Below are 25,176 nucleotides of genomic sequence, written 5' to 3'. Positions count from 1 at the left end.
ATTAATGCATGACGTTGCGCGACACTGGCGGCTGGTTTTTCCCCCGTCACCGAACCACCCCGTCATTTCATGTCGCCCACCCTGCCCACCGTCCTGATCCGCGACAGCGCGGACGCGGATCTGCCTGCCATCAAGACCCTGTACGCCCACCACGTCGAACACGGCACCGCCTCGTTCGAACTGGAACCGCCCTCCATCGCCGAGATGCGCCAACGCCGCGGCAGTGTGCTGGAAAAGGAAATGCCCTACCTGGTGGCCGAGATCAACGGTGAAGTGGTGGGCTACGCCTACGTCACGCCTTACCGCCCGCGCCCGGCGTATCGCCATACGGTCGAGGATTCCGTGTATGTGAAAGCCGGCCGCGCCGGCCTGGGCATCGGCGGCAAGCTGCTTGCCGCGCTGATCGAACGCTGCACCGCCGCCGGCTGGCGCCAGATGCTGGCCGTGGTGGGCGACAGCCGCAACGCCGCGTCCCTGGCCCTGCACGCCAGCCAGGGCTTCCATCCAGTGGGCACCTTGCGCTCCGTCGGACACAAGCATGGCGAATGGCGCGACACCGTACTGATGCAGCGCGCCTTGGGCGAAGGCGACGCCACGCCGCCGCAGCGCCCGTGATCCCGCCGCGCGCCATCGTCTGCCTGGGCCTGACCCAGCTGGTCGGCTGGGGCGTGACGTTCTACCTGATCGGCGCCCTGGGCCCGGCCATGGCGGCCGATCTGGGCTGGAACGCCGCCACGGTCTACGGCGGCTTCTCCGCCGCCATCGTGACGATGGCGCTGGTGTCGCCGCTGGCCGGCATGGCGGTGGACCGTTGGGGCGGCCACCGCGTCATGCCGGTAGGCGCGGTCGTCGCCGCAGCCGGCTGCGCCTTGCTGGCCGCCGCCCACGCCATCGCCGTGTATTTCCTGGCGTGGATGCTGCTGGGCATCGGCATGCGCCTGTGCCTGTACGACGCCGCCTTCGCGTCGCTGGCCCGCGCCGCCGGGCCGACGGCACGCCGCCCCATGTCGCAGATCACCCTGTTCGGCGGCCTGGCCTCGACGGTGATGTGGCCCGTCGGCCATGCGCTGTCCGCCTGGCTGGGATGGCGCGGCGCCGTCCTGGTCTATGCCGCGCTGGCTCTGGCGACGCTGCCGCTGTATCTGGCGATGCCGCGCAAACGGTACGCCGCCCCCACCACGGCCGCCAACAAGCATGCTGCCGGCCTGACACGCACCGCCGGCGAACGCCGTCTGGCCGGCACGCTGTATGCGGTCATTGCGATGCTGACCAACTTCCTGGCCGCCGGCAACGCCGCCCATCTGATCTCGTTGCTGTCCGGCCTGGGCCTGGCCGCCGCCGCTGCCGTGAGCGTGGCGGCCCTGTGGGGCGTGGGCCAATTCGCCGCCCGCGTGGCCGACGTGGCCCTGGGATCAAGGCTGCACCCGCTGACGCTTACGCTTGCCGTCAGCGGCCTGTTCCCGCTTTGCTTTCTGCTGGCCTTGCTATCCCGGGGCAACCTCTACGCCACCGCCGCCTACGCCCTGCTCTATGGCGCCTGCAACGGCCTGATGACGATCACCCGCGGCACGCTGCCGCTGGCGCTGTTCGATTTCCGCAGCTACGGCGCGCTGGTCGGCGCCCTGCTGATCCCCAGCTTCCTGCTGACGGCCACGGCGCCCGTGGCCTATGCCTACGTGATCGAACAGTACAGCGCGCGGGCCGCGATGGGGATGTCTGCTGGATTGGCCGCGGCCATTCTGGCGGCGGCATTCGCGCTCCGGTGGCGCTTTATCGCCCGGGTTCGGGCATGACTGCGGCGTGGTGCGCCCGCTGCCCGGCCAATGCGCGGGCGAACTCATCGCTGGAAGCGGGTTTGAAGAACAGCAAGCCCTGCATCAGTTCACACCCGGCATCCAACGCGGCCTGACGGTGCGCATCGGTTTCGATGCCGTCAGCCACGGTCGTAATGCCCAGGTCTTTCGCCAATTGGCAGATGGAACGCAACACCTTATGGGAATCCGGATGGCGCGCGGCATTCCAGACGATGGATCTCTCCAGCTTCAGGCCGGACAGCGGCAGCGTCGATAGCCATTCCAAGTTGTTGTAGCCCTTGCCGAAATCGTCCAGCCAGACCTGCACCCCAAGGCTTGTGAATTCTTCCAGAACGGCGCGCATGTCGGCCGAGCCCACCTGGGAAGTCGTCTCTTCAGTGATTTCCAGGCGCAGATCCCGCGGTGAAAGCCCGTACGAAAACACCCCAAGCAAAATAGCGTCCACGACGTCCCGGCGGGCGAAGCTCTGGGGAGAGACATTGATGTTGACGACCGTGCCAGGGCTTGCCCCGATCTGCCGCCAGCGGGCCAGGTCGGCAGAAATGGTCCGCAGCCCCCAGCCCACCAGTTCATGCGCGCCCTCCGACTTGCAGGCGTCTCGCAGCAGGCCTTCGATGTCCCCGCCCATCCCGCTGGCGTCCTTCCACGCGAGCGTCGCCTCCGCGCCGGCGATCTCCTGCGTGTGCGCCAAGACGATAGGCTGATAGAGAAAGTGCAGCCGATCGTCCTGGATCGCCGTCAGCAGTGGGTATTCAGGATCTTCAGGCTTGCGCAGGGGGGGCCGGATGATGGCGGGCGGGGTCGGCGGCAGCCTCGCGCCGTCAACCCGCAACTCGCCCGAAAACGAGTACCCCTTGCCCCGCATGCTGCGTATGGGAATGGATGCGCCCGCGACATTGCCCTTGCGCTTGAGCCGGCTGACGATCAGGTCCAGCGACCTGCCATTGCCCGCGACGTCCTCGCTTTCGATCGCGAAATCGCCTCGCCCCACCATTTTTTCGGGGTGCCCAAGCATGGTTTTCATGATCGCCCTTTCCATTGGCGTCAGGCTGACACCAACGCCTGCCGGGGAGGTCAGCGTCCATTCATTGTCCGCAAGCCGCCAGATCTTTTCTTCGGCCGCAGGACTGGCCACGGCCTGCCCGAGGGGGGGCTCCATCCGGCGCGCCGCATGGCCGGCCGGCGCATAGGCAAGCGTGAGCTTGCGCTGCGCGGACTGGATGGCGGCCGCCACTTCGCTGTAGCTGATGTTCGTGCCGTAGCAACTGTCCGCGCCGGCCAGCAGCGCATTGATCCGCACCGTTGGGCTTTCGATGTCGCGTATCGCGATGATCGTAGAGCTGAGGAAATTCGCCCGCAACTGGCCGATGGTGATGTCCAGGTCCCGCGGCAGACACAAGTGCACCAGGATCTCGCCGGATAGGCGATTGGCAGAGGCATCCAGCAGCGAGACGGAGTTCAGAATAAAACCGATTTGCTCGAGGGAATTGGAAATGCCCCGTTTTGCAAATTCGTTGTCAAAAACGAGAATAATCCGCGACCGATTCATATTGATTAAGCCCTGATTAATAATGCCGTTCCATCGAACGGTATCGAAATGTGTGGATGCATTTCCATACCTGGAACAGAGTCGCAAAAAAAGGGGGCTGAATACGAAAAGGGCGACTTTAAGTCAATTTTTATTGAACATTATTCATATTAATATGAATAACTCTCAACATATCAAAATAAACCTCGCCACGCTGCGAAATATAGCGATACGCGTCATCGCGACAACGCGCGGCGAAGTCAGGACGGCATCAGGCCCGGGCGGCGGTCCATTTTTCCCAGCCTGCGCGACGCAGCTTGCAGGCCGGACATGTGCCGCAACCGTAGCCCCAGCCGTGGCGCGCGCCGCGTTCGCCCAGGTAGCAGGTGTGGCTTTCCTCGACGATGGTTTCAACCAGCGCGTCGCCGCCCAGCGTCTGGGCAAGCGCCCAGGTCTCCGATTTGTCGATCCACATGAGCGGGGTCTCGATGGTGACGCGGCTGCCCAGGCCCAGGCCCAGCGCCACCTGCTGCGCCTTGATCGTGTCATCGCGGCAGTCGGGATAGCCCGAGAAGTCGGTTTCGCACATGCCGCCGACCAGCACGTCCAGTTGACGGCGGTAGCCCAGCGCAGCGGCCAGCGTCAGGAAAAGCAGATTGCGGCCGGGCACGAACGTGTTGGGCAGGCCATTGGCCTGCATCTCGATGGCGCGGTCGCTCGTCATGGCGGTATCGCCCACCTGGCCCAGCACCTTCAGGTCCAGCAGGTGGTCTTCGCCCAGCCGCGCCGCCCATTGCGGGAAGCGCGCGCGGATGTCGCGCAGCACGTTCAAGCGGGCATCCAGTTCAATGCGGTGCCGCTGGCCGTAATCGAACGCCACCGTTTCCACATGGGCATAGCGGTCCAGCGCCCAGGCCAGGCAAGTCGTGGAGTCCTGGCCGCCCGAAAAGAGGACAAGTGCGCGGCGTTGATGGTTTTGCATAAAGGGGGCTTGTGGAAAGACGAAGGGAATAGGCGAACTTTAACGCAGCCCCCAGGCCTCTCGCGTAAGCAAGCCTGCGTAAAATCGGTGGCGTTTCCCATCCGGTAGTTCTCAGCACCCCGTTTGCCTCCCCTTCCCCTTTCAGCCGCCCGACGGATCCCCGCCCGATGAATGCCATCCGCCCGCAGTCCGATTCAGCAGAACCCTTGCGTCACGATATCCGGCTGTTAGGCCGCCTGTTAGGAACGGTCATTGAGGAATGCGAAGGCAAGCGCGTCTTCGACACCATAGAAACGCTGCGCCGCACGGCCGTGAAATTCCGCCGGGAAGGCATCGACGCCGACAGCAAGCTGCTGGAGCAGCGCGTCAAGCGCTTGCAGGGCAACGACCCCAACTCGGTGGCGCGCGCCTTCAGCTACTTCCTGCACCTGGCCAACATCGCCGAAGACCGCGACCAGAACCGCCGCCAGCGGGCCCGCGCCTTGACCGACGACTCCGCCGCGCGCGGCAGCCTGCGCGACGCCGTGCAGACGCTTGCCAAGCATGGCGTGGGCGCCGCCCGCATCCGCCGCCTGCTGGCCGAGGCCAGCGTGATGCCGGTGCTGACCGCGCATCCCACCGAAGTGCAGCGCAAGAGCACGCTGGACGTCCACCGCGAAATCGCCTCGGCGCTGACATTGCGCGACGGCCAGCTGACCCCAGAGGAACTGGCGCAATTGGACGCGGCCCTGCTTGGACGCGTCGCCACCTTGTGGCAGACCCGCATGCTGCGCTACACGCGCCTGACGGTGTCCGACGAAATCGAGAACGCGCTGTCGTACTACCGCAGCACCTTCCTGCAGGTCATCCCGCGCCTGTACGCGGACCTGTCCAAGCTGCTGAACCGCGAACCCGCCAAGCCCTTCGCCGCGCCACCGCCCCCGCTGGAGCCGTTCCTGCGCATGGGCAGCTGGATCGGCGGTGACCGCGACGGCAACCCGAACGTGGATGCCGGCACCCTGGAGCGCGCGCTGCTGCGCCAGGCCACGGTGCTGTTCGAACACTATCTGCAAGAGGTCCATGCGCTGGGCGCGGAACTGTCCATCACCACCTTGCTGATCTCGGCCAACCCGGAACTGCTGGCACTCGCCGACAGCAGCGGCGACGACTCCCCGCACCGCAGCGACGAGCCCTACCGCCGCGCGCTGGTCGGCGTCTACGCCCGCCTGGCTGCCACGGCGCAAGGGCTGACGGGGCAGGACCTGGCCCGCCGCAGCACCGTCGCAGCCCCCCCGTATGGCGCGCCGGAGGAACTGTCCGCCGACCTGGCCGTGATCGCCGCGTCGCTGGCTGCCCACCATGGCGCGCCCATCGGCCGCCTGCGGCTAGCCGGGCTGCAACAGGCCGTGGAAGTCTTCGGCTTCCACCTGGCCACCGTCGACCTGCGGCAGAGCTCCGACGTACATGAGCGCGCGCTGGCAGAATTGTTCGCGCGCGCCGGCACGCAGCACAACGGCCAGGCGCTGGACTATCTGGCGCTGAGCGAAGACGAGCGCGTGGCGCTGCTGCGCGTCGAACTGGCGCAGGCGCGCCCGCTCGCGTCGCCGTGGATCGCCTACAGCGAAGACACCACGCGCGAACTGGCGGTGCTGCGGGCCGCCGCCGCCGGCCGCGCCCGATACGGCAAGCAGGCCGTGCGCCAGACCATCGTGTCGCACACCGAGACCCTGAGCGACCTGTTGGAAGTGATGGTGCTGCAAAAAGAAGCCGGCCTGATCGCGCCGGCCGGCCAGGACATCGCGGCCGAAGACGGCCTGATGGTCGTGCCGCTATTCGAGACCATCCCCGACTTGCAGCGCGGCGCCGAGATCATGGCCGCCTGGCTGGACCTGCCGGAAATCCGCCAGCGCGTGAAGCTGGCGCAAAACGGCGCGCAGGAAGTCATGCTGGGTTATTCGGACAGCAACAAGGACGGCGGCTTCCTTACGTCCAACTGGTCGCTCTACCAGGCCGAACGCGCACTCGTCGAGGTGTTCTCGGCCCGCAACGTGCGCCTGCGCCTGTTCCACGGCCGCGGCGGCTCGGTAGGACGCGGCGGCGGCTCCAGCTTCGACGCGATCCTGGCGCAGCCTCCCGGCACCGTCGCCGGCCAGATCCGCCTGACCGAACAGGGCGAAGTCATCCAAAGCAAGTACAAGGACGCCGAGGTGGGGCGCTGGCACCTGGAACTGCTGGTCGCGGCCACGCTGGAATCCAGCCTGGCGCCGCGCGCCGAAGCCACCAGCGCCGAAGACGCGCACATGGCGCACCACGGCCCGGCGATGTCGTTCATGTCGGACATGGCGCAGCGCACCTACCGCGGCCTGGTCTACGACACGCCGCGCTTTGCGGAATACTTCTTTGCCGCCACCCCCATCAGCGAGATCGCCGGCCTGAACATCGGCTCGCGCCCCGCCTCGCGCAAGAAGGGCCAGCGCATCGAAGACCTGCGCGCCATCCCCTGGGGCTTCTCATGGGCGCAATGCCGCCTGATGCTGACGGGCTGGTACGGCATGGGCTCGGCCATCGAGGCCTATCTGGAAACCGGCGCCCCCGACGCCCCGCGTTCGCGCCGCGGCCGCCTGGCCCAGCTGCGCGAAATGGCCCGCGACTGGCCTGCCTTCCGCACGCTGCTGTCCAACATGGAAATGGTGTTGGCCAAGTCCGACCTGGCCATCGCCGCCCGCTACGCCCAACTGGTCCCGCAGCGCGCCTTGCGCGAGCGCATCTTCGGCGCCATCAGCGCCGAACACGCCCGCACGCTGGCCATGCTGAAGCTCTTGACCCAGCGCGAACTGCTGGCCGACAACCCCACCCTGCAGGACTCGCTGCGCGAACGCTTCGCCTACATCGACCCGCTGAACTACCTGCAGATCGACCTGATCCGCCGGCATCGCGCGGCGCAGAAACACCCCGACGCCGACGTCGACGAACGCGTGCAACGCGCGATTCACCTGACCATCAACGGGATTGCAGCGGGACTGCGCAATTCTGGCTGACGCCGGCGTTGCCGACAGACCGGCAAGCGCTATAAAATGAGTATTATTCTCATTTTATAGCGCATACGCCTTCCCGGCGCCGCGCGCCCGGGGGCTTCCATGTCCATTACCGATTCCGCCGGTCCGCCAGCGGGCATCGAAAGCCTGTATAGCGAGCACCACGGCTGGCTGCGTACCTGGCTGCGGCGCAGGCTGGGCAACGCCTTCGACGCGGCCGATCTGGCGCACGACACCTATCTGCGCATCCTGAATAGCGGCCGTGTCCCCGAGCCCCATCAGTCCCGCCAGCATCTGGCGCAGATCGCCAAGTGCCTGGTCATCGACCTGTACCGCCGTCGCCAGATTGAAGCGGCCTACCTGGACGCCATCGCCCACCTGCCGCCTGCGCACGCGCCTTCCGAAGAGACCCGTGCGCTGACCGTCCAGGCCCTGATCGAGATCGACCTGATCCTGAACGGCATGCCGGCCAAGGTGCGCGAAGCCTTGCTGCTGTGCAGGCTGGACGGGTTGAGCTACACCGAGATCGCAGCCCGGCTGGGCGTGTCGGTATCGTCCGTGAAGAAGTACATCGCGACGGCGCTGCTGGCCTGCTATCAGGCGCAGCTGGCGGCCGGCGGCTGAACGGCCATGACGGGTACGACAGGCCTTGCGCAGCCGGACCGGCCCATCGAACCCGCCATCATGCGCCAGGCGGCCGCGTGGATCGCTCAGATGTGGTCCGACGATGTCACCGAGCAGGATCGGACCGCGTGCGCCCATTGGCGCGCCCGGCATCCAGACCATGAGCAAGCATGGCAGCGATTGATCGCGTTCGAACACAAGCTGGGCAGCGTGCCACGCGATGCCGCACGCCAGGCGTTGCGCGCCCCCGCTGGGGCCGGACGACGGCGCGCCCTGCGCGCATTGGGCCTGGGCGCGGTGGCCATCGGCGCCGGCTTCGCAATGCGCGGCACCGATACGTGGCAAGCCGCCACGTCCGACTATCGCAGCGGCACCGGCGAAATCCTGGCGCTGACACTGCCGGACGGTTCGCACATCACCTTGTCCACAGGCTCGGCGATCGATCTGCGGTTTACGCACGACGAGCGACTGGTGGTCCTACGCGCCGGAGAAATCCTCATTGCCACGGCCCCGGACGCAGCCGCCGTGCCCCGGCCCTTCCGGGTGCGCACCCGGCACGGCACCGTCCAGGCGCTGGGGACCCGCTTTACCGTTCGCGACGACGACACGGCTTCTCGCGTCGCCGTATTCGAAGGCGCGGTGGAAATACGACCGGCCCGCGCGCAGGATGAGGCGGTGCGCGTGGAAGCCGGCCGGGGATCAAGCTTCTCGCAATATGGTGTTGAACCGCTTGAGCCCGTGTCCGAGACTGCGGCAGCCTGGAGTCGTGGCGTGCTGGTGGCTGACGACATGCGCCTGGACGCCTTTGTTGCAGAACTTGCCCGTTACCGGTCTGGCCTGCTGCGTTGCGACCCAGCCGTCGCGGATTTGCGCGTCAGCGGCGTCTTTTCGCTGCGCGACACCGATCGGGCCTTGGATAACCTGACGCGCGGCCTGCCGGTGACGGTGGTCTACCGCAGCCGCTATTGGGTGACGGTGCGGGCGGCAGACTGAACGCGCCCCATGCCGAAGCTGCCCGCACCTGTCGCGTTACAACTTTTTTTGGCTGGCGATTGTCCTTTGGGCCGCCTCGTTCGGGATACAGGGTGAACCTCCTCAACCTTGAACCCAAGCAGCAGGCCCAAGACCATGTCCCGTCATCACCCGTCCCATCGCCGCGGCCGCTCGTTGGCCGCGCCGGCATCCCATTCCGCGTCCTCCCGCATGGCGTTGGGCCGCCGCACCGCCGCGGCCCGATTGGCCTGGCTGATCAGCACCGCACTGACGGCCGTCGCCGCCGCGCCAGCGGCCCAGGCGCAAGCCGTGGAGGCCAAGCGCAGCTACGTCATCGCCGGCGGCTCGCTGAGCCAGGCGCTCAACGCCTACGCCAACGCGGCGGGGGTGGAACTGACCATGGACGCGAGCTTGCTGCAAGGCAAGCGCAGCAGCGGGCTGTCGGGCAACTACACCGTGCGCGAGGGATTCGCCGAACTGCTGCGCGGCCACGGCCTGCGGGCATCGCCGGAACCCAACGGCAGCTTCACGCTGAAAGCGGCACCCGCCTTGCGAGAGGACGCCGCGCTGCTCGATCCCGTGACGGTCACGGGACAGGCAGAGACGGCCACGGGGCCTTTCCACGGCTACGCGGCCACGCTCAGCGCGACGGGCACCAAGACCGATACGCCCATCATCGAAACCCCGCAGTCGATCACAGTGGTGGGCGCGGAAGAAATCGAAACGCTCAAATCGCAGAGCCTGCAGGACGCGTTGGGGTATGTCGCGGGCGTAAGCCGCGCCGAGGGCCTGGACAGGACCACGGATAGCCTGTTCCTACGAGGATTTCGCTCGAACCAGGGCAGCTATTACCGCGACGGCTCCTTGTACACCGTCAACATCTACGACGGCAGGCAAGAGCCCTACGGTCTGGAACGGATCGAGTTCTTGAAAGGCGCCTCGTCGGTCCTCTTCGGCGCAATGCCGCCGGGCGGTATCGTCAACACCGTCAGCAAACGCCCCACCCTCGAACCGTTGCGGGAACTGAATGTGGAGGCGGGGAGCTTCCGCCGCAAACAGGTGGCCGCCGATTTCGGCGGCGCGCTGGACCAAGACGGCATATGGTCGTACCGGCTGACCGCGCTCAAGCGCGACAGCGACACCTTCATCGACCATGTACCCGATGACCGGACCTACGTCGCGCCGGCCATCAAATGGCAGCCGAGCGAGGCGACCTCGCTGACGCTCCTGGCCGAGTATCAGAAAGACCGCACCGCCTACGTCTACGGCCTGCCAGCGCAGGGCACGGTACTGCCCAACATCAACGGCGACATCCCGCGCGATCGCTTCACGGGCGAACCCGGCCTGGACGAGTTCAAGATGGAACGCTTTTCCGTCGGATACTTGTTCGAGCACGCCTTCAGCAGCCAATTGAAACTGCGCCACAACCTGCGCTACGTCAACGCGAAGAGCGACTACAACTCCACCGACATCTGGCAGTTGACGCCCGATCAGCGCAGGACTGCCGACCGCGGCTTCTCACCCCGCCAGGACAAATCGTCGGCGCTGTCCGTCGATACGTCGCTGCAATACCAGACCCGCACCGGTGTCGTCGACCACACGTTGCTGGCCGGGCTGGACTACTCGATGCCACGGCACGAGAGCAGGCGCTATTTCCAGACGCTGGACAACCTTGACCTCTTCGACCCGACATACGGCAGTCCGCTGGGGCCCGCCACGCCCAACTACGGCTCGTCAACGAAGGGCGACAACAAGCGACTGGGCATATATTTCCAGGACCAGATGAAGATCGTCGACAAATGGGTCGTGCTGCTGGGCGGGCGGCAAGACTGGGTGACCGGCAACGAACACAACCTGTTCACGCAAGAGCAGTACGCGGACAACGAGAAAAGCCAGGCGTTCAGCGGCCGCGCCGGGCTGGTCTACCTGGCCGACAACGGCCTGGCCCCCTTCGTGAGCTTTAGCCAGTCGTTCGAACCGACCCTCGGCCAGGACCGCCAGGGCAATCGTTTCGAACCCACCCGCGGCGAACAGTACGAGGCGGGCCTGCGGTATCAACCCGCCGGTTCGGGCATGCTGCTGTCGGCGTCGGTGTACCAGCTGATCCGAAAAAACGTGACCGTGACCGACCCCTTGGACACGTCCTACCAGATCCAGGCCGGCAAGGCGCGCTCGCGGGGCCTGGAACTGGAGGCGCGCACCCGCATCGGCCGTCATGCCAACCTGATCGCGGCCTATGCCTACACCGATGCACGCACGCTCAAGGCCAGCCCTTTGCAACCCGGCGAAGAGGGCAAGCGCCTGAACTCGGTCCCCTTCAACCAATTCTCGCTCTGGGGGGACTATGGCTTCGGCGACTTCGGCCTGCCCGGACTGAGGGTGGGCGCCGGCGTCCGCTACGTAGGCAGCACCCGCGGCATGGCGCACGGCACAGCCGTCGAAGTGCCCTCTTTCACCCTGATTGACGCGATGGTCAGCTACACCACGGGGCCATGGAAATTCGCATTGAACGCCACCAATCTGACCGATAAGACGTACATCGGCAGTTGCACCTACGGCTGCTTCTACGGCGAACCACGCCGGGTGATCGGCACCGCGACTTACCGCTGGTAAAGCCGACGCGGCAGGGGAAGACGCTCTTCCCGGCAAGCCCCTGCCCACCCTCAGGCGTCCACCAGATGAACGCCAAAAAATCCCCATTTGTCCATCCTCGGTGACTTTTAGTACTATTCCCACCAGAAATTCTATATACGCACAAATGTTCGCATATAGAACAAAACGATTTTTCTGGCCTCGCCGCACAGAAAGGCACCCTAGGAAGAGACAGAGCTCACCCTGATTCGCCCGCGTGCCTGACTGAACCGCAGCAGCCTGCAAGACAGCACCGAGCGAACCATCATGGATACTCCCCTCAAGAATCTCGCCGTCATCGGCGCAGGCGCCATGGGCAGCGGCATCGCCGCGCTATTCGCCTCGAAGGGACTCGACATCGTCCTGATCGATCCGATGGAAGGCGCCCTTGCCCGCGCCTTGAAGACCATCGAACGCCAATTGAACGTCTACGCCCCGGACAACGTTCAAGCCGCGATCGGCCGCATCCGCTTCGAGCCCAGCCTGGACGCCGCCGCCAGCTGCGACCTTGTCATCGAAGCCGTACCGGAAAACCTGGAGCTCAAGCGCGGCATCTTCGCCAAGCTTGACGCCCTGTGCCCGGCCCACACGCTGTTCGCCACCAACACCTCGGGCCTGTCCATCAACGCCATCGCCAGCGCCGTCGCGCGCCGCGACCGCTTCGTGGGCACCCACTTCTTCACCCCTGCCGACGTCATCCCCCTGGTCGAAGTCGTGCGCAACGACGACACCTCGGAGGCCACCGTCGCCCAGGTCATGGCCACGCTGCGTTTCGCCGGCAAGCGGCCCGTGCTGGTGCGCCAGGACATCCCCGGCTTTATCGCCAACCGCATCCAGCACGCGCTGGCCCGCGAAGCGATCTCGCTTTTGGAAAAGGGCGTGGCCAGCGCGGAAGACATCGACGAAGTGGTCAAGTGGAGCCTCGGGCTGCGCCTGGCCCTGTCCGGCCCGCTGGAGCAGCGCGACATGAACGGCATCGACGTGCACTACGCGATCGCCAGCTATCTCTACAAAGACCTGGAAAACCGGACTGAGCCGTCCGACTTGCTCAAGAGCAAGGTCGAAAGCGGACAGATCGGCGCCAAGAGCGGCCAGGGCTTCTACTCCTGGAGCCCCGAACGCCGCGAACGCGTGCTGCGCGAGAAAAGCGCCACGCTGGGCGAACTGGCTGCGTGGCTCAACAGCAAGGCCGGCGACGCCTGACGGCGCCCCTACGAATTCACAACAGATAAGGCGCGGGGGCAACCGCCAACCGCGCCGACGGGCCACGAGCCCACCACACAAAGAAAACCAGACGTCGCTCCCGCCCGCACCGCCACCCGGTGACGGGCGAGGCAAGACACTAGAGAACCCGCCTACGGAGTTGTTGGAGGCACCATGAATAAACTCGCTTCATTCTTTACCGAGCTGATGCGCAAGTATCTGCCCGATCCTTTCGTTTTCGCGATCGCGCTGACCCTGTTGACCGTGCTGCTTGCCATGGGCATCGAAGGCCAGAGCATCGGCGACGTCACCCGCGCCTGGGGCAAGGGCTTCTGGAGCCTCTTGGCCTTCACGACCCAGATGGCCGTGATCCTGGCCATGGGCTACGTGCTGGCCACCGCGCCGCTGACCGACCGCCTGCTCAACCGCATCGTCAGCCACGTGCACCGTCCACACACCGCCATCATCGTCGCGACGCTGGTCGGCGGCGTGGGCAGCTACCTGAACTGGGGCTTCGGTCTGGTCATCGGCGGTATCGTCGCCAAGAAACTGGCGCTGAAGGTCAAGGGCGTGCACTACCCGCTGATCATCGCTGCGGCCTATAGCGGCTTCACGATGTACGGCCTGGGCCTGTCCGCCAGCATCCCGGTGCTGGTCGCCACTCCCGGCCACCCCACCGCCAAGCAGATGGGCACCATCCCGCTGTCGGAAACCATCTTCTCGGTGCCCATGCTGATCACCAGCCTGGTCATCATCATCACGCTGCCGCTGCTCAACGCCTGGCTGCACCCCAAGAAGGGCGAGAAGATCGTTGAAGTGGACCCGGGCATCGACCGCGACGCCAACGCGTCCAGCGCCGTCGAAGACATGCTGGAAAAGGGCACCATCGCCTCGAAGCTGAATAACAGCCGCATCCTCTCCATGCTGATCGGCGCGCTGGGCATCGCCTACGTGACGTTCCACTTCATGGACGGCGGTTCGCTGGACCTGAACCTGATCAACTTCATCATCCTTTTCCTGGGCATCATCCTGCTGGGCACGCCGGCCGCCTACGTGGCCAAGCTGACCGAAGGCATCAAGACGATCTCCGGGATCATCCTGCAATATCCGTTCTACGCCGGCATCATGGCCATCATGGCCGCCTCCGGCCTGGTGACGTCGATCTCGCAGGTGTTCGTGGACTTCGCCACGCCGGCAACCCTGCCGTTCTGGGGCCTGATCAGTTCGTTCTTCATCAACTTCTTCGCCCCGTCGGCCGGCGGCCACTGGGTCATCCAGGGTCCGTTCATGATCGACGCGGCCAAGGAAATCGGCAGCGCGCTGAACCAGACGACCATGGCCGTCATGCTGGGCAACGCCTGGAACGACCTGGTGCAGCCCTTCTGGATCCTGCCGGCGCTGGCCTTGTCGAAACTCAAGCTGCGCGACGTGATGGGCTATACCGTCATCATGATGCTGTGGGTCGGCGTGATCCACATCACCGCCGTGCTGGCCTGGGGCTACGCCACGCACTGATTGCCCGCGTATTCATCGAACAGACAGGAACTGATATGAGCAAACCGACTGCGTATCTCGTCACCGGCGGCAGCGCCGGGATTGGCGCCGCCATCATCCGCATGCTGCTGGAGGCGGGCCACAAGGTGGTCAACATCGACTACCGCCTGCCCGAGAATCCGCCGGCCGGGTTGGTCTCGTATCAGGCCGACCTGACTGACGAAGCACGCACCAAGGAAGTCGCCGGCGAAGTCACCGCCGCCCACAACATCGTGGGCCTGGTGAACAACGCGGGCGCGACGCGCCCCGGCACAGCCGACACGGCCACGCTGGCGGATCTGGACTATGTGGTGAACCTGCATCTGCGCACCGCGCTGATCCTGGTGCAGGCCGCGCTGCCCGCCATGCGCGAAGCCGGCTTCGGCCGCATCGTGAACATGTCGTCGCGCGCTGCATTGGGCAAGCCGGACCGCGTGGTCTATTCGGCCACCAAGGCCGGCCTGGTGGGCCTGACCCGCACGCTCGCCATGGAACTGGGCGGCGACGGCATCACCGTCAACGCCATCGGCCCCGGCCCCATCGCCACCGACCTCTTCACCAAGAGCAACCCGGCCGGCGCCCCGCAGACCGAACGCATCATCAACAGCATCGTCGTCAAGCGCCTGGGCACGCCGGAAGACGTGGCGCGCGCCGCCATGTTCTTCCTGTCGCCCGACAATGGTTTCGTGACCGGCCAGATGCTGTACGTGTGCGGCGGCACGACGCTGGGCGTCGCCCCGATCTGAGCCCGGCCGCCATGCCCGCCCAGCCCCGCCTCCTGCCGTGCCGCCCGCTTCGCCTAGCGGCGCAGCAGCGCGTGGTTGATCTGGTCGGCGGCGTGGCGCAGGGGCGGCAGGAAAGCCTCCAGCATGGCCTCGCGCGAGAAGCGGTTGGAATGCCCGCTGACGTTCATCGCGGCGATCACCCGGCCGCTGCGGTCGATGATGGGCACCGCCACCGACTGCAGGCCCGGCTCCAGTTCCTGGGCCACGCAGGCATAGCCGTCGGCGCGCACGCCAGCCAGCACGCGCTTGAGTTCGGCGATGTCGGTCACGGTGTCGGCGGTGTAGGCCCGGATCTGGCTCATGGCCAGCACCCGGTCCAGTTCGGCCTCCGGCAAGCCGGCCAGCAGCACACGGCCCATCGACGTCACCCAGGCCGGCAGGCGGCTGCCCACGGCCAGGTTGATGGTCATGACCTTGTGCGTGGACAGGCGCAGGATGTAGACGATGTCCGCGCCTTCCAGCACCGACACGGAGCAGGACTCGCGCGTGAGCTCGGCCACTTCTTCCATGTAGGGCAGCGCCAGGTTCCACAGCGGCGTGCCCGACAGGTAGGCGTAGCCCAGCTCCAGGATGCGCGGCGTGAGCGCGAATTTGCGGTCCTCGACGGTGACGTAGCCCAGATGTTCCAGGGTCAGCAGGATGCGGCGCGCACCGGCGCGGGTCAGCCCCGTGACGGCCGCCACTTCGGACAGCGTCATCTGCGAACGGTTCGGGCCGAAGGCCCGGATCACCGACAGGCCACGCGCGAACGATTGCACGTAACTGTCGCTGGGTTGCTGGGTGTCAAGCTCCGCCATCCGTCCGGTCTCACGAGAAAAAAGCTCGCCGCTGGCGAGCCGTCCGTTGCTCTCAAAGGCAACGCAAAACGATGGAGATTGCACCGCGCTGGCTCGCCTTGACGCTATGCAGTCCCCATGAAACGATGTTCTTCAGAAGAACGAAAGTTCTAATGAAGAACAAATTATGACACGCCACCTATGAGCGAACATCATGATCTCTAAGCTTGTTGCAAGCGCGGCGGCCGCCCTGGCGGACGTACCCGACGGCGCCACCGTCATGATCGGCGGCTTCGGCACTGCCGGCCAGCCCATGGAATTGATCGACGCCCTGCTCGAACAGGGCGCGAAAGACCTGGTCATCATCAACAACAACGCCGGCAACGGCACCACGGGCCTTGCCGCCTTGCTGGGCGCGAACCGGGTTCGCAAGATCATCTGCTCGTTCCCCCGCCAGGTGGACTCGCAGATCTTCGACGGCCTGTACCGCAGCGGCAAGATCGAACTGGAACTGGTGCCCCAAGGCAACCTGGCCGAGCGCATCCGCGCCGCCGGCGCCGGCATCGGCGCGTTCTTCTCGCCCACCGGCTACGGCACCCCGCTGGCCGACGGCAAGGAAGTCCGCGAAATCAACGGCCGCCACTACGTGCTGGAATACCCCCTGCACGCCGACTACGCGCTGATCAAGGCCGAACGCGGCGACCGCTGGGGCAACCTGGTCTACCGCAAGACCGCCCGCAACTTCGGCCCCATCATGGCCAGCGCCGCGCGTGTGGCCGTGGCGCAGGTGCGTGAAGTGGTCGAGCTGGGCACGCTGGACCCCGAAACCGTCGTCACCCCCGGCATCTTCGTGCAGCGCGTCGTGCAGATCGACGCCAAGGAGCAGCAATGAGCACCAAACTGACCCGCGACCAGATCGCCGCCCGCGTCGCGCAGGACATCCCTGAAGGCGCCTACGTCAACCTGGGCATCGGCCTGCCCACGCTCGTCGCCAACCACTTGCCGGCCGACCGCGAAGTCATCCTGCATACCGAAAACGGCATGCTGGGCATGGGCCCCGCCCCCGCCAAGGGCGAGGAAGACTACGACCTGATCAACGCCGGCAAGCAGCCCGTCACCGAACTGCCCGGCTGCTCGTTCTTCCATCACGCCGATTCGTTCGCCATGATGCGCGGCGGCCACCTGGACATCTGCGTGCTGGGCGCCTTCCAGGTGTCGCAGCACGGCGACCTGGCCAACTGGCACACGGGTGCGCCGGACGCCATCCCCGCGGTGGGCGGCGCGATGGACCTGGCCATCGGCGCCAAGGACGTCTTCGTGATGATGGAACTGCAGACCCGCGAAGGCCAGAGCAAGCTGGTCGAAGCCTGCACCTACCCGCTGACCGGCGTGCGCTGCGTGTCGCGCGTGTACACGGACGTGGCGGTGTTCGACATCCGCGCAGACGGCGTGACCGTCATCGACATGTTCGGCGACGTCACCGCCGACGAGCTGCTGGCCCTGACCGGCCTGCCGCTGAAGTTTTCCGCCTGATTTTTTTGCCGATACGCCGCCCGTGGCTGATGCCGGGGCGGCCTCTCTGGAGAGTCCATCATGTTGTTCATGGTTCAAATGCAAGTCAATCTGCCCGTCGACATGCCGGCCGAACGCGCCGACAAGCTCAAGGCCGACGAAAAGGCCCTGGCGCAGCAACTGCAGCGCGACGGCAAGTGGAAGGAGCTGTGGCGCGTGGTCGGCCGCTATGCCAACGTCAGCATCTTCGACGTGGAAAGCAACGACGAACTGCACACGCTGCTGGCCTCCCTGCCGCTGTTCCCGTACATGGACATCAACGTCACGGCGCTGGCGCGCCACCCGTCGGCCATCTGAAACGACAGGAGTTCCCATGCCCTACATCATCGAAACGTTCGATAAGCCCAACCACCAGGAAGTGCGCCAACAGCATCGCGCGGCGCACCTGGAATACCTGGACGCCAACAAGCAGTTGCTGCTGGCGTGCGGCGCCAAGCTGCAGGACGACGGCAAAGATGCCGGCGGCGGCCTGTACATCGTTGACCTGGACACGCGCGAAGCCGCGCAGCAGTTCATCGATGCCGACCCGTTTTCGCAAGCCAAGCTCTTCGACCGCGTGACCATCACGCGCTGGCGCAAAGCCTACGTCGACGGCACCTGCTACCTGTAATCCCGAAGCGGCCGCCCTTTGCGCGGCCGCGGCTTCATCCGAGGTAATCCCACATGGCTTACGCCGAACTCAGCCAGGCACGGCTGTTCTACGTCATCGATGGCCCGGCCGACGCGCCGGTGCTGGTGCTCTCCAATTCGCTGGGCACCTGCTCCGACATGTGGGCCCGCCAGATCCCCGAACTGACCAAGCACTTCCGCGTGCTGCGCTACGACACCCGCGGCCACGGCAAGTCCTCGATCCCTGACGGCGAATACACCTTCGAACAACTGGCAGGCGACGTTGCCGAACTGCTGGCGCATCTGGGCATCAAACGCGCCCACTTCTGCGGCCTGTCGATGGGCGGCCCCACCGGCATCGCGCTGGCGCTGGCACACCCGCAGCTCGTCTCCAAGCTGATCCTGTGCAACACCGCAGCGCGCATCGGCTCCGCCGAAGGCTGGAGCACGCGAATCGGTGCAGTGGCTGAGCAGACCCTGGAAAAAATGGCCCCCACGCTCGTCGAGCGCTGGCTGACCGACGACTACCGCGCCACCGAACCAGGCCTGACGCAAGTGCTGATCGACATGCTGCGCCGCACGCCGGACGCCGGTTACTCGGCCAACTGCGCCGCCCTGCGCGACGCCGACTACCGCCCGCAGGTCTCAGCCATCGCCGCGCCCACGCTCGTCATCAGCAGCACGCACGACCTGGCCGCCACGCCCGCCCAAGGCAAAGAGCTGGCCGCCGCCATCACGGGCGCCCGCTATGTCGAACTGAACACCTCCCACATCTCGAACTGGGAGCAACCGGAAGCCTTCACCCGCGCGGTCGTCGACTTCCTGACGGAGTAACCGCATGCAGCGCTGGAAACACCGGCCCGAAGGCTCCAACTGGGGCGACTTCGGACCCGACGACCAACTTGGCCGCCTGAACTTCATCACCGAAGAACAGGTCTTGAAGGGCGCGCGCGAAATCCGCGCCGGCAAGACGTTCTGCCTGTCGTTGCCGCTGGACCTGCCCGGCGGCAACGTGCTCAACCCGCGCCGCCATCCGCCGCAACTCAGCCCCACCCGGCTGGCGGACACGCCCTACCTGAACTTCCCGCTGAGGAACGTCAATCCGGACGCGGTGGACGTGCTGAGCGACGACCAGGTGCTGCTGTCCATGCAGTACTCCACCCAGTGGGACGCGCTGGCACACGTGGGTGCGCTGTTTGACGCCGACGGCGATGGCAAGCCCGAACTGCGCTACTACAACGGCTTCCAGGCCGGCGTGGACGTCGTCGGCCCGGCCGATGGCGACCACACGGGTTGCGGCTGCAACAGCGGCGGCCCGTCGGCCGCGCTGAAGCTGGGCGTGGAGAACCTGGCGCAGAAAGGCATGCAAGGACGCGGCGTGCTGGTGGACCTGTTCCGCCACTACGGGCCCGGCCGCACGCTGATCGGCCACGCCGAACTGATGCACGTGCTGGAGACGGACGGCATCACGGTCGAGCGCGGCGACATGCTGGTGCTGCGCACCGGCTACGCCGAAGCCGTCGTCGCCATGAACGGCACGCCGGACCCCGAGGTGCTGCACACCTACGGCGCCGCGCTGGACGGCACCGATGTCGCGCTCCTGCAATGGATCACGGATAGCGGCATCGCCGCCATCTGCGCCGACAACTATGCGGTCGAGGCCCACCCCGCCCGCGAGAAAACCGGCCCGCGCGCCATGCTACCGCTGCACCACCATTGCCTCTTCAAGCTGGGCCTGCCGCTGGCAGAGCTGTGGTACCTGAAAGACCTGGCCGACTTCCTGCATGCGAACGGACGCCATCACTTCATGCTGACCGCCCCGCCGCTGCGCCTGCCGCACGCGATCGGTTCCCCGGTCACCCCGATCGCTACCGTCTAGGATGCGCAAAGCCCCCGAAAGGGGGCTTTTTTGTGAAGCCGTCGAAAAGGGACGGGGGCTGCGAAACCGTCGATCCGTAGGATGGGTGGAGCGCGAGAGACCTTACGCAAGGACTCGATCATCCAGCGCGCGCAACCCATCAGGCAGCGGTCGCGTTGTGGCTGCAATTGCCAAGAAATCACCGCCGCTTGATGGGTTGCGCGCGCTGCATATTGGCGTTCTTGCCCCGCGTTTCTCGCGCTTCACCCATCCTACGATCCCATCAAGACTGGTCAGCCCTTCAGGCACGTGCTCATGAAGGTCTTGCGCGCGTCGCCGGTCAGCTTCTGGTCGCCCGCCTTCGCATTGCAGTCCTTCATTTTCTGCTGCTGCGGCGTCAGTTGCTTGGCGGGCGCGGGGGCCTCGCCTTTCAGGCAGCTGCTCATGTAGGTCTTGCGATCGTCGCCCGTCTTGCCGGTTGCCGACTTGTTGCAGTCGGCCATGCGCTGCTGTTGCGGCGTGGGCGTCTTGGCGGGCGCGGGAGCGGCGGGGGTCTGCGCATACGCGCCGAAAAAACATGCGGACAACACGAGGGCCGAGGCCAACTGGCTAGTACGGGAAAGCATGAGTTTCTCCCTTGAACGTTATGCGCCCGGTTGGCGCAAGGACGCGCTTGACGCTGGGCGGCACGATCTGCCGGCAACTTGCCGGCCCGGTCATCATCGAACAAAGCGGCAGGCTTCGCAAGCGCGGAAAGGTTAAGAAAAGCCAGGAAATCGCGCCCGATTTGTTCAGCTTTTCGACAGCAGAAACTCTCAACCTAGAGACATTCCGATGCATTTGTGCCATCCCCCATCGAATCTGGGAACATGCCGCGCAACCTGTTACCCATTCATCCTTTTGACCCGTTGTGCCCGGCTGCGGAAAGGTGTGAGATACAGCTGTCCGCGCGATACGCGGGCGGTGAAGACGGCGGCGCGTACAAGCAGGCGCCCCGGCGCCAGCGTCCCAGGAGACCATCCATGAAACTCGCCGTTGCCTCTCTCGTCTTGCTTGCCGGCCTGTCCGGCGCCGCCGGCGCGCAAAGCCTGGCCTATGGCGTCACCCTGGGCAACGTGCAGGCGGTGCGCGACATCAACATGAACGTATCCACCATCACGGGGTCGCTGGCCAATCAATCGGGCCGGCCCATCTCCAGCGCGGTCCTGACCTTTGTGCTGTATGACGCGCAAGGGCGCGAAGTGGGCCGGGTCAACGACGACGTCATCGGCCCGATGGCGCCGGGACAGATCCGGCTGGTGAAGGCGATCACGCCGCTGCAGTTCACCCGTGTCACGGTGCTGGACATCCGCGCGCAATAGCTAGCCCCCACTTTCGGGGATGTTAGCCCCACGCTTCGCGCGCTATGCGCGCGCTCTGCCTTCACGGGAAGCAAAAAAACCCTTCTGTAGTCAGGGTTTAGACAGGGGGTTGTAGGGTCAAATATGGGAAAATTCCGCTTGTCGACTCGATAACAGGGGCTTCCACACGAAGCCCCTTATTGCGTCTGTCGGCGTGCCAGCAGGCCTGGCCTTGTTACTAGGAAGTGAAGATCATGTTCCCAAAAAGACTCACCGAAGGCTATCAATCGTTCCTGGAGGGCCGTTTCCATTCGGAAAGCAGCCGCTATCAGAAACTGGCCGAACTGGGCCAAAGCCCGGAAATCCTGCTTATCGGCTGCTGCGATTCCCGCGTGTCCCCCGAAGTGATCTTCGATGCCGGCCCGGGCGAGATGTTCGTGGTGCGCAACGTCGCCAACCTGGTGCCGCCCTGTGAGCCCGACTCTGAATCGTCCTATCACGGCACCAGCGCCGCGATCGAATTCGCGGTCAACGGGTTGAACGTCAAGCACATCGTCGTGCTGGGCCACGCGTCCTGCGGGGGCATCCGCTCGTTCTTCGACGACGCCAAGCCCCTGTCCAAGGGCGACTTCATCGGCAAGTGGATGTCGCAGATCGAGCCCGTGGCCGAACGCCTGGGCCCCGGCTCCGGCGACCGCCAAGCCAAGCTCAAGCGCCTGGAACTGGCCGTAGTCGAACACAGCCTGAACAACCTGATGACGTTCCCGTCCATCCGCCGCCGCGTGGAAAAGGGCGACCTGGAACTGCACGGCACCTACTTCGGCGTGGCCACGGGCGTGCTGTTCCTGCGCGACCCGGAAACCGGTGAATTCGAGCCCTGCCTGGAAACCGGCATCAACGGCTAACCGCCGCCGCGGCCGGCGCTGCGCTTACACCCGGTAAGCCTGCGCCAGCCGCTCGTAGTTGTTCTTCAGGATGATCCCCGCGTAGTAGACGTGTTCGCGCATCAGATCTTCGGCGCGCGCGCCGTCACGCGCGATGATCGCGTTGACGATCCGGTGGTGATCATCGTGCGAGCGCAGGATGATGCCGTGGTCTTCCCACAGGATGATGCGGTCCGACGCATAGGGGATGGCCTGCGCCTGCGTGGCGAAGCGCTTGACCCACGGGTTGCCCGCCGCCTCGAGGATGCCGTTGTGCAAGGTGATGTTCACCTTCTGGTAGGGCAAATGGTCCTCGGCCAGCAGCACCCCTTTCGCCAGGATCCGGTCGCCCTCGTCCAGGCAGTTCTTCAATACCGCCACCGCGTCGTTGCTTAGCCCGCGCAAGGCCGCCTGCCGACAGGCCAGCCCTTCCAGCGCGGCGCGCACTTCGTATGCCGCCACGATCTCGCCGATGTCATAGGCGCGCACGGTGTAGCCGCGCTTGGGCAGATGCTCCAGCAGACCTTCATTGCCCAGCGTCGCCAGCGCGGCGCGCACCGGCGTGCGCGACACCCCCAGTTTCTCGGCCAGCGGGATTTCTTCCAGACGGGCGCCGGGGCTGAATTGGCCGTGCAGCACCCAGTCCCGCAGCGTATCGGTAACGTGTTGAGATAGCGTGTCCATGACCGCATTGTATACATGAAGGATACATGCGGCGACCTTCTCACCAGCGCCCTACGCACTTTCCCTAGTGTATATGCCCTATATCAAACGATGCTCAGGGTAAGCACCTATACCTGCGCCCACTTCATGTATACATAATCGCAAAAAATTGAAATCAGCGGCCTTGCCTCCCCAGGCAGACGGCACGCCAATCAGGAGACAGCATGTCCAATGTATCCACGCCCCCCGCGCTTGGCGCGGCCTCCCGTCTTGCGCTCGTGACCGGCGGCGGCGGGGGCATCGGCGCCACGATCTGCCAGGAGCTGGCGCGCGCGGGATTCCGTGTCGTGGTGTCGGACGTGGACGCCGTGCGCGCCCACCGCGTGGCAGATGAACTGGGTGCGCCGCACGCCGCCCACGCTTTCGACGTCAGCGATGAAGCCGCGGTCGAAGGCGCATTCGACGCCATTGAAGCGCAGCACGGCCCGATCGCCGTGCTGGTCAGCGCCGCCGGGCTGCTGCTGTTCCAACCCGACGGCGAGCGCCCGCTCATCAAGGACACCACGCTGGACATCTGGGAGCGCAGCTTCGCCGTCAACGCGCGCGGCGTCTTCCTGTGCGGCCGCGCCTACCTGCGCCGGCGCGAAGCCGCGCCGCTGGCGCACGGCCGCATCGTCACCTTCACGTCGGTAGCCGCGCAGTTGGGCGGCTACCGTTCCAGCGCCTCGTACATCGCCGCCAAATCCGCCGTGCTGGGCCTGACCAAAGCGATGGCGCGCGAATCCGCGCACCTGGGCGTCACCGTCAACGGCATCGCGCCCGGCCTGATCGACACCGACATGCTGCGCAGCACGGTCACCAGCAGCGGCGCACTGGCCGCCGCCGCGCAGGCGATCCCGCTGGGCCGCATCGGCACCGTGGACGACGTGGCTGCCGCCGTGCGCTTCCTGGCATCCGAAGAGGCCGGCTACATCACCGGCAGCGTGATCGACGTGAACGGCGGCTACCGCATGCAGTAAGGGGTGCCGGCAGCCCGCCGGCCTATGCAGCAAAGCGCCGCACACACAGGCGCGCATTCCAAAAAGACGGGAGACAAATCATGAATCAACGTAGTCGCTTCGCGGCCGCCGCGGCGCTGTGCGCGTGGGCCTTATCGACCAGCGCGCAAGCGCAGCAAGAGCCGGGCATCACGGACAAGACCATCAAGATCGGCCTGTTCGCGCCGCTGTCCGGCAGCGGCATGGCCTATGGCTTTGACGTGTTGAACGCCGCCAAGATGTGGTACGCCAAGGTCAACAAGGAAGGCGGCGTGCACGGCCGCCAGATCGAACTCGTCATCGAAGACGACCGCTGCAACGCCAATGACCTGGTCGCCGCGGTGAAAAAGCTCAATGAGCAAGACAAGGTGTTCCTCTTGAACGGCGGTTCGTGCTCGGCCGCGGTCGTGGCGTCGCGCGAATACGTCGAACGCGAGAAGGTGCCGCTCGTCATGCTGAACGCCTCGGGCGACGGCGCGCTGTACCCGCCGTCCAAGTACATCTACGGCGCCTTCTCGATCTCGCAACACGCCGTGGGCGGTTCCATGGTGCAGTTCGCGTCCGAACACCTGAAAGCCAAGAAGATCGGCTACATCAACCACGACGACGCCTACGGCGGCTGGAACCTCGAGGCAGCGCAAGCCCAGGCCAAGCAGTTGGGCGACCTGGGCCTGCAAGTGCAGTCGGTGAATCCCAACATCACCGACGTCACCGCGCCCATGCTGAAGATCCGCGCAGGCAACCCCGACGTGCTGCTGCTGACCACCTACGCCCGCCCCGCCGCGCTCATCATCAAGAAGGCGCAGGAACTGGGCTGGAACAAGCCCATCGTGCTGGCCGTGAACGGCACCGCCGACCTGAAGCAGCTGGTGGAGAACGTAGGCAACAAGGACGCCTTCAAGAACGTCTACATCCAGGACGTGCTGTCCGACTTGCCCGGCGGCCCCAAGCTGACCTGGGTGTACGACATGTACAAGCAGTCTTACCCCGACCTGGCCGCCAAGCCCGGCCATCCGCAGACCTACATGCCCTACGGCCTGCCGCCCGCCATGGCGGTGGTGAACGCACTGAAGGCCGCCGGCCCACAACCCACGCGCGAAAAGGTCTTGCAGGCGCTGGAAACGATGAAGTTCGATTCGGGCGTCATGGCCGGCCCCATCGAGTTTGGCCCGAACGACCGCGCCGCGCAGGAATCCGCCATCTACATCAAGTTCGACGGCACCGGCATGACGCTCATCCCCGGCGCCTTCAAGAGCGTCTGGCAATACCAGAAGTAGGCCCGCGGCCTGTC

The 25,176-nt window shown here is 65.6% G+C and carries 25 protein-coding genes; 20 read left to right on the top strand and 5 right to left on the bottom strand.

The window, feature by feature from the left end:
• The first annotated feature begins 69 nt into the window (after positions 1-69).
• Together AC3WMU_RS13735 and AC3WMU_RS13730 are read left to right on the top strand one after the other, a co-directional pair.
• On the top strand, positions 70-615 hold the full coding sequence (locus tag AC3WMU_RS13735; protein WP_006227179.1) for a GNAT family N-acetyltransferase: 546 nt from the start codon (positions 70-72) through the stop codon (positions 613-615).
• Positions 612-1,793 (top strand): MFS transporter, encoded by a 1,182-nt coding sequence (locus tag AC3WMU_RS13730; protein ID WP_006227178.1) that lies wholly within the window; start codon positions 612-614, stop codon positions 1,791-1,793. Before AC3WMU_RS13735 ends, AC3WMU_RS13730 begins: the two co-directional genes overlap by 4 nt.
• On the opposite strand, the gene AC3WMU_RS13725 is transcribed toward AC3WMU_RS13730, so the two are convergent.
• A complete protein-coding gene (locus AC3WMU_RS13725; protein ID WP_006227177.1) occupies positions 1,771-3,363 on the bottom strand; it encodes an EAL domain-containing protein in 1,593 nt (530 codons plus the stop codon). The two genes, AC3WMU_RS13730 and AC3WMU_RS13725, sit on opposite strands and share 23 nt — an antisense overlap.
• 250 nt (positions 3,364-3,613) lie before the next feature.
• The gene (gene queC, locus AC3WMU_RS13720; RefSeq protein WP_088591076.1) at positions 3,614-4,324 is read right to left on the bottom strand and encodes a 7-cyano-7-deazaguanine synthase QueC; all 711 of its coding nucleotides are present in this window, start codon (positions 4,322-4,324) and stop codon (positions 3,614-3,616) included.
• A 167-nt stretch (positions 4,325-4,491) separates the two neighbouring features.
• On the opposite strand from queC, the gene ppc reads away from it, so the two are divergent.
• The 7 genes from ppc (at position 4,492) to AC3WMU_RS13685 (ending at position 15,068) form a co-directional block, all read left to right on the top strand.
• On the top strand, positions 4,492-7,341 hold the full coding sequence (ppc, locus tag AC3WMU_RS13715) for a phosphoenolpyruvate carboxylase (RefSeq protein ID WP_280029292.1): 2,850 nt from the start codon (positions 4,492-4,494) through the stop codon (positions 7,339-7,341).
• 99 nt (positions 7,342-7,440) lie between these two features.
• Entirely contained in the window at positions 7,441-7,962 is a 522-nt protein-coding gene (locus tag AC3WMU_RS13710; protein WP_280029289.1) for a sigma-70 family RNA polymerase sigma factor, read from the top strand.
• A 6-nt stretch (positions 7,963-7,968) separates the two neighbouring features.
• Entirely contained in the window at positions 7,969-8,955 is a 987-nt protein-coding gene (locus AC3WMU_RS13705; protein ID WP_492282497.1) for a FecR domain-containing protein, read from the top strand.
• A gap of 210 nt (positions 8,956-9,165) precedes the next feature.
• On the top strand, positions 9,166-11,568 hold the full coding sequence (locus tag AC3WMU_RS13700) for a TonB-dependent siderophore receptor (protein ID WP_280029306.1): 2,403 nt from the start codon (positions 9,166-9,168) through the stop codon (positions 11,566-11,568).
• Positions 11,569-11,853: 285 nt separating this feature from the next.
• Positions 11,854-12,789 (top strand): 3-hydroxyacyl-CoA dehydrogenase family protein, encoded by a 936-nt coding sequence (locus AC3WMU_RS13695; protein WP_006227171.1) that lies wholly within the window; start codon positions 11,854-11,856, stop codon positions 12,787-12,789.
• Between the two features lie 174 nt (positions 12,790-12,963).
• Positions 12,964-14,304, top strand: coding sequence for a short-chain fatty acid transporter (locus tag AC3WMU_RS13690; protein ID WP_006227170.1), 1,341 nt, complete (start codon positions 12,964-12,966; stop codon positions 14,302-14,304).
• 35 nt (positions 14,305-14,339) lie between these two features.
• The gene (locus AC3WMU_RS13685; RefSeq protein WP_492282496.1) at positions 14,340-15,068 is read left to right on the top strand and encodes an SDR family NAD(P)-dependent oxidoreductase; all 729 of its coding nucleotides are present in this window, start codon (positions 14,340-14,342) and stop codon (positions 15,066-15,068) included.
• Positions 15,069-15,121: 53 nt separating this feature from the next.
• Here the strand turns inward: AC3WMU_RS13685 and AC3WMU_RS13680 are convergent, their stop codons facing one another.
• Complete coding sequence (locus AC3WMU_RS13680; RefSeq protein ID WP_006227168.1) at positions 15,122-15,904, bottom strand: IclR family transcriptional regulator; 783 nt, start codon at positions 15,902-15,904, stop codon at positions 15,122-15,124.
• Between the two features lie 193 nt (positions 15,905-16,097).
• On the opposite strand from AC3WMU_RS13680, the gene AC3WMU_RS13675 reads away from it, so the two are divergent.
• From AC3WMU_RS13675 to AC3WMU_RS13650, 6 genes are read left to right on the top strand one after another with little or no spacing between them, the layout of a single operon-like run.
• Positions 16,098-16,775 (top strand): 3-oxoacid CoA-transferase subunit A, encoded by a 678-nt coding sequence (locus AC3WMU_RS13675; protein WP_006227167.1) that lies wholly within the window; start codon positions 16,098-16,100, stop codon positions 16,773-16,775.
• The gene (locus tag AC3WMU_RS13670; RefSeq protein WP_006227166.1) at positions 16,772-17,416 is read left to right on the top strand and encodes a 3-oxoacid CoA-transferase subunit B; all 645 of its coding nucleotides are present in this window, start codon (positions 16,772-16,774) and stop codon (positions 17,414-17,416) included. The genes AC3WMU_RS13675 and AC3WMU_RS13670 overlap by 4 nt, the downstream gene beginning before the upstream one ends.
• Positions 17,417-17,476: 60 nt before the next feature.
• Positions 17,477-17,752, top strand: a complete 276-nt coding sequence (gene catC / locus AC3WMU_RS13665) for a muconolactone Delta-isomerase (RefSeq protein WP_006227165.1) — start codon at positions 17,477-17,479, stop codon at positions 17,750-17,752.
• A gap of 16 nt (positions 17,753-17,768) precedes the next feature.
• On the top strand, positions 17,769-18,065 hold the full coding sequence (locus AC3WMU_RS13660) for a YciI family protein (protein ID WP_006227164.1): 297 nt from the start codon (positions 17,769-17,771) through the stop codon (positions 18,063-18,065).
• Positions 18,066-18,118: 53 nt separating this feature from the next.
• Entirely contained in the window at positions 18,119-18,898 is a 780-nt protein-coding gene (gene pcaD / locus AC3WMU_RS13655) for a 3-oxoadipate enol-lactonase (protein WP_492282495.1), read from the top strand.
• A 4-nt stretch (positions 18,899-18,902) separates the two neighbouring features.
• The gene (locus AC3WMU_RS13650) at positions 18,903-19,943 is read left to right on the top strand and encodes a cyclase family protein (protein WP_492282494.1); all 1,041 of its coding nucleotides are present in this window, start codon (positions 18,903-18,905) and stop codon (positions 19,941-19,943) included.
• 272 nt (positions 19,944-20,215) lie between these two features.
• Here AC3WMU_RS13650 and AC3WMU_RS13645 read toward each other — a convergent pair whose 3' ends face one another.
• On the bottom strand, positions 20,216-20,548 hold the full coding sequence (locus AC3WMU_RS13645) for a PsiF family protein (protein ID WP_006227161.1): 333 nt from the start codon (positions 20,546-20,548) through the stop codon (positions 20,216-20,218).
• 11 nt (positions 20,549-20,559) lie between these two features.
• Here AC3WMU_RS13645 and AC3WMU_RS13640 point away from each other — a divergent pair, with 11 nt between their 5' ends.
• The 3 genes from AC3WMU_RS13640 to AC3WMU_RS13630 all read left to right on the top strand — a co-directional run bounded on the left by AC3WMU_RS13640 (position 20,560) and on the right by AC3WMU_RS13630 (position 22,167).
• A complete protein-coding gene (locus AC3WMU_RS13640) occupies positions 20,560-20,826 on the top strand; it encodes a hypothetical protein (protein WP_131224913.1) in 267 nt (88 codons plus the stop codon).
• A gap of 118 nt (positions 20,827-20,944) precedes the next feature.
• Positions 20,945-21,283: an FxLYD domain-containing protein gene (locus AC3WMU_RS13635; RefSeq protein ID WP_006227160.1), complete on the top strand. Its 339-nt coding sequence runs from the start codon at positions 20,945-20,947 to the stop codon at positions 21,281-21,283.
• Positions 21,284-21,516: 233 nt separating this feature from the next.
• A complete protein-coding gene (locus AC3WMU_RS13630) occupies positions 21,517-22,167 on the top strand; it encodes a carbonic anhydrase (RefSeq protein ID WP_006227159.1) in 651 nt (216 codons plus the stop codon).
• 24 nt (positions 22,168-22,191) lie between these two features.
• On the opposite strand, the gene AC3WMU_RS13625 is transcribed toward AC3WMU_RS13630, so the two are convergent.
• On the bottom strand, positions 22,192-22,869 hold the full coding sequence (locus AC3WMU_RS13625; protein WP_006227158.1) for a GntR family transcriptional regulator: 678 nt from the start codon (positions 22,867-22,869) through the stop codon (positions 22,192-22,194).
• A gap of 203 nt (positions 22,870-23,072) precedes the next feature.
• Between AC3WMU_RS13625 and AC3WMU_RS13620 the strand changes: the two genes are divergently transcribed.
• Together AC3WMU_RS13620 and AC3WMU_RS13615 are read left to right on the top strand one after the other, a co-directional pair.
• Complete coding sequence (locus AC3WMU_RS13620) at positions 23,073-23,867, top strand: SDR family NAD(P)-dependent oxidoreductase (protein WP_492282493.1); 795 nt, start codon at positions 23,073-23,075, stop codon at positions 23,865-23,867.
• 80 nt (positions 23,868-23,947) lie between these two features.
• Positions 23,948-25,162 (top strand): ABC transporter substrate-binding protein, encoded by a 1,215-nt coding sequence (locus tag AC3WMU_RS13615; RefSeq protein ID WP_280029271.1) that lies wholly within the window; start codon positions 23,948-23,950, stop codon positions 25,160-25,162.
• Positions 25,163-25,176 lie beyond the last annotated feature (14 nt).

The organism is Achromobacter sp. FW305-C-13 (assembly GCF_058783475.1).
Note: the sequence above shows the minus strand (reverse complement) of the source record. Positions and strands in the feature narration are given on the sequence as shown.